The sequence below is a fragment of the Mesorhizobium sp. M7A.F.Ca.US.002.01.1.1 genome (assembly GCF_004022955.1).
Lineage (GTDB): Bacteria > Pseudomonadota > Alphaproteobacteria > Rhizobiales > Rhizobiaceae > Mesorhizobium > Mesorhizobium ciceri.
The window spans coordinates 1-4515 of record NZ_RZQE01000476.1 but is presented as its reverse complement, the minus strand read 5'-3'; the positions used below and the strand labels follow the sequence as shown (position 1 = coordinate 4515).

Here is a 4515-nt window from a genome sequence, read left to right as displayed (position 1 = left end):
ATGCTGGGCGGCATCGTCGCCTTCCCGCTGGCCTTCTTCGCCGCCCGCAACATCACGCCCAGCCGGCTGGTCAACCAGGTGCTCAAGCGCTTCTTCGATTTCATGCGCTCCATCGACATGCTGATCTGGGCGCTGTTCTTCACCCGCGCCTTCGGGCCGGGACCGCTGGCTGGCAGTGCGGCGATCTTCTTCACAGAGGTCGGCACGCTCGGCAAAACCTATTCCGAGGCGCTGGAGAACATCGACGACAAGCCGCGCGAGGGGATTACCTCGACCGGAGCCAACGGCCTCCTGGTGCAGCGCTACGGCGTGCTGCCGGAAGTGGTGCCGGTGTTCATCAGCCAGACGCTCTATCAGTGGGAATCCAACACCCGCGGCGCCACCATCATCGGCGCTGTCGGCGCCGGCGGCATCGGCCTGAAGCTGTGGGAAGCGATGCGCACCAACTCCAACTGGGCCAACGTCTTCTACATGGTGCTGCTGATCCTGGCCGTCGTCTTCATCTTCGACAACATCTCCAACTTCCTGCGCCGCCGGCTGAGCCGGACCATCCACGACTACAACAGGATCCAGGCTGAGCAGGGGTAGGCTTGTGATGTAGACGCGCAAGTCGTCTCGACCAGCGCCAAAGGATCGACCCCCACTCCGTCGAGCTTCGCTCGACACCTCTCCCCCGATCGACGGGGTAGAGGAAAGCGCCAGGCTGTCCGAGCCGACGCCTGTCCTCTTAGGCCGAGTGTCTTCCCAGGCCGAGGCTTCCTTCCTCTCCCTCCGGAGGGGGGAGAGGTGGCTCGGCGAAGCCGAGACGGAGTGGGGGAACCACCTGGCAACCGCCGCAAACGCAAATAGAAAATGGGCCAGGGCGCCTAAGCCGCCTTCTTCCACCCGCTCTTGATATGCCTATACCCCTCCCGATAGACCGCGTCCGGCGTCTCTGAGAAATCCCGCCACACCTTGGTCGCCGCCGCCAAATCCTTGAGTGAGCGGCCGAACGCCTCGATCGTCAGCCAATCGTCATAGCCGCTCTTGCGGATGGCGGAAAACGTTTCGGTCCACGGAATGTTGCCGCGCCCCGGCACGCCGCGATCGTTCTCCGAGATATGGATATGCACGACATTCCTGCGGTGTTTCGTGTAGGCGCCGATCGGGTCGGCCTCCTCGATATTGGCGTGGAAGGTGTCGTACATCGCCTTGATGTGCGGCCGGTCGATGGCGTCGATATGCTCCGACAGGTCCGCCATCGTGTTGAGCAGGTAGCATTCGAAGCGGTTCAGCGCCTCGAGCCCGATGGTGACGCCCTTGTTGCCGGCATGGTCGCCGATGGCGCGCTGCGAGCCGACGGAGCGCTTCTTCTCCGCGGCCGTCGGCCCAGAGCCGGAAAAGGACCCGAGCGTCGAATGCAGAGGGCCGCTCAGCGTGCTGGCGCCAAGCGCCTGCGCGCAGTCGATCGCCCATTTCATGTAGTCGACACCGGCCTTGCGGGTTGCCGCGTCGGCCGCGATCAAATTCATCGCCGGATCGCCCATGGCCGAAACCGCAGTCCGCTCCAGCCCGATGCGGTCGAGCAGATCGCCGAGCTTTCTATAATCGTCCGGCGTGCCGGCGAAGATCGGTATCTCGACGCCATCGAAACCGGTCGCCTTGATGTCGCGCAGCAGCGGCTCGTGTTTCTTCGACACCGCCGTCGTCCACAAGAACATGCACATGCCGATTTTCATCGACGACCCCTCCCTTTGACGGCGCACTGGCTGTTCCGCCGCTTCGCGCCATGCCCCCTCATCCGGCCGCTTCGCGGCCACCTTCTCCCCGCTGGGGAGAAGAGACTTGGCGTCGCGCCATCTCCTCCTCCTCTCCCCTCGGGGAGAGGTCGGATTGCCCCGAATTGCCCTTCGCAATTCGGCTGGCAATCCGGGTGGGGGGCCTTCGTTACCCGCCGCGCCACTAAAGCTTCGTCCACGCCCCGTTTTTCTTCGACGATTTCACGCAGGCCTCGATGAAGGCCATGCCCTCGACGCCGTCCTGGATGGTCGGGAAGACGACGTCCTTGGGCGGCTTGCCACCCTTGCGGCGCGCTGCCCGGATGGCGCGCGCGGCCTCCTGGTAGATGTTGGCGAAACCTTCGAGATAGCCCTCGGGATGGCCCGACGGGACGCGGCTGACACGGCCCGCCACCGGCAGCGCGCCGGCGCCGTTGCGGGTGATCAATTGCTTTGGCTGGCCAAATGGGGTGTACCAGAGATAGTTCGGGTCGGCCTGCACCCATTCCAGCCCACCCTTCGAGCCATAGATGCGCAGCTTCAGCCCGTTCTCATGGCCGGGCGCCACCTGGCTTGCCCAGATCATGCCCTTGGCCGGGTGCGTCTTGCCGGTAGGCTTGAAGCGCAGCATGACGTTGACGTTATCATCCAGTAGCCGTCCCGGCACGAAGGCGTCGAGATCGGCCGACAGGGAGTCCAGTTCCAGCCCCGAGACGAAGCGGGCGAGGTTGTAGGCATGCGTGCCGATATCGCCCAGCGCACCGCCGGCACCTGCCTGCTTGGGGTCGGAGCGCCACGCCGCCTGCTTCTGGCCTGTCGCCGCCAAATCCTCGGTCAGCCAGTCCTGCGGATATTCGGACTGCACGATGCGGATGTCGCCGAGCACGCCCTTGGCGACCATTTCGCGTGCTTGCCGCACCATCGGATAGGCGGTGTAGTTGTGCGTCAGCACGAACACCTTGCCGGTCTTCTCGACTATCGCCGCAAGCTTTTTCGCTTCGGCCAGCGTCGTCGCCAGCGGCTTGTCGCAGATGACGTGGATGCCGGCCTCGAGGAAAGCTTTTGCCGCTGGCACATGCACATTGTTGGGCGTGACGATGGCCACCGCCTCGATGCCGTCGGGGCGCTTCGCCTCGGCCTTGGCCATCTCGGCATAGGATGCGTAGCTGCGTGAGGGGTCGAGCCCCAGTTCGGCCGCCGAGGCCTTGGCACGGGCCGGGTCGGCTGACAAAGCGCCGGCAACCAGCACGAACTCGTTGTCCAGCCGCGCCGCGATCCGATGCACCGCGCCGATGAAGGCGCCTTGCCCGCCGCCGACCATGCCGTAGCGGATCGGGCCGCCTCCCGTTTCCGACTTCGATGCGCCGACCATATCTTGCTCCTCGCTGTTGCTTACCCCCTTGAGGGGAGGTCGATCCGCGCAGCGGATCGGGTGGGGTCGTTGAGGCAGAGCGCGGTGTGAACCGACCCACCCGGCCTTTGGGCCACCCTCCCCGCGAAGGGGAGGGAAAATCGAGCTAGATTCCCATCATGGCGCGCAGCAACTTCTTGTCGGTGGTGCCAGCGGCGAAGTCGTCGAATGCCTTTTCCGTCACCCGGATGATGTGGTGCTCGATGAAAGGCGCGCCTTCGGCCGCACCATCCTCCGGATGCTTCAGGCAGCACTCCCACTCCAGCACCGCCCAGGAATCATAATTGTACTGCGTCAGCTTGGAGAAGATGCCGCCGAAATCCACCTGTCCATCGCCCAGCGAACGGAAGCGCGCGGCGCGGTTGGTCCAGCTCTGATAGCCGGAATAGACGCCTTGCCGGCCGGTCGGGTTGAACTCGGCGTCCTTGACGTGGAACGCCTTGATGCGCTCGTGATAGATGTCGATGAATTCGAGATAGTCGAGCTGCTGCAGCAGGAAATGCGACGGATCGTAATTGATGTTGCAGCGCTTGTGGCCGCCGACCGCGTCGAGGAACATCTCGAAAGTGGCGCCGTCGAAAACGTCTTCAGACGGGTGAATTTCATAGCCGACATCGACGCCGTTGTCCTCGTACACGTCGAGAATCGGCTTCCAGCGTTTGCCGAGCTCGCCAAACGCTTCCTCAATGAGTCCAGCCGGCCGCTGCGGGAACGGATAGAGGTAAGGGAAAGCCAGCGAGCCGGTAAACGACACTGAAGCATTCAGGCCTAGATTACGCGATGCTTTAGCGCCGAACTTCATCTGCTCGACAGCCCACTTCTGCCGGGCTGCGGGATTGTTGTGCACCGATGGCGGCGCAAAGCCATCCATCTGCGCGTCATAAGCAGGATGCACCGCCACCAATTGCCCCTGCAGATGCGTCGACAATTCCGTGATCTCGACGCCGGCGTCGGCGCAAATGCCTTTCACCTCGTCGCAATAGGCCTTGGAAGAGGCCGCCTTCTTGAGATCGAACAGCCGCGCGTCCCAGGTCGGGATCTGCACGCCCTTGTAGCCGAGACCGGCCGCCCATTTGGTGATCGACGCCAGTGAGCTGAACGGCGCGGCGTCGCCCGCGAACTGCGCCAGAAACAGCCCCGGGCCCTTCATTGTCGTCGGCATCGGCATCCTCCCTCATTTCTCTCGCGACCGAGCATAGCGCCGATTGGAAACAGGGCCAGCCACTTTGGTCTTTTCTCAACGGGCGCTTGCACGCACCACCATTCTGGTATTACCAAATGTGGAATTTTGGTCAAGCCTTGCAATGCGCCATCATGACCCCAAAACCACCCGGCGCAGGCATATAT

4 protein-coding genes are annotated in these 4515 nt (G+C 63.4%); 1 reads left to right on the top strand and 3 read right to left on the bottom strand.

The window, feature by feature from the left end:
- Positions 1 to 588 (top strand): phosphonate ABC transporter, permease protein PhnE (gene phnE / locus EN932_RS30015; RefSeq protein WP_128369290.1); only part of this gene is annotated, 588 nt, incomplete at its 5' end.
- A gap of 278 nt (positions 589 to 866) precedes the next feature.
- Here the strand turns inward: phnE and EN932_RS30010 are convergent.
- From EN932_RS30010 to EN932_RS30000, 3 genes are all read right to left on the bottom strand, one after another.
- On the bottom strand, positions 867 to 1718 hold the full coding sequence (locus EN932_RS30010; RefSeq protein WP_127385124.1) for a sugar phosphate isomerase/epimerase: 852 nt from the start codon (positions 1716 to 1718) through the stop codon (positions 867 to 869).
- A 223-nt stretch (positions 1719 to 1941) separates the two neighbouring features.
- A complete protein-coding gene (locus EN932_RS30005; RefSeq protein WP_127366248.1) occupies positions 1942 to 3129 on the bottom strand; it encodes a Gfo/Idh/MocA family oxidoreductase in 1188 nt (395 codons plus the stop codon).
- 145 nt (positions 3130 to 3274) lie between these two features.
- Complete coding sequence (locus EN932_RS30000) at positions 3275 to 4330, bottom strand: sugar phosphate isomerase/epimerase (RefSeq protein ID WP_127368398.1); 1056 nt, start codon at positions 4328 to 4330, stop codon at positions 3275 to 3277.
- Between the last annotated feature and the right edge of the window lie 185 nt (positions 4331 to 4515).

Coding starts and splice junctions, on each gene's coding strand:
- EN932_RS30010 (WP_127385124.1), bottom strand. CDS start 1,718: ATGAAAATCGGCATGTGCATGTTCTTGTGGACGACGGCGGTGTCGAAG.
- EN932_RS30005 (WP_127366248.1), bottom strand. CDS start 3,129: ATGGTCGGCGCATCGAAGTCGGAAACGGGAGGCGGCCCGATCCGCTAC.
- EN932_RS30000 (WP_127368398.1), bottom strand. CDS start 4,330: ATGCCGACGACAATGAAGGGCCCGGGGCTGTTTCTGGCGCAGTTCGCG.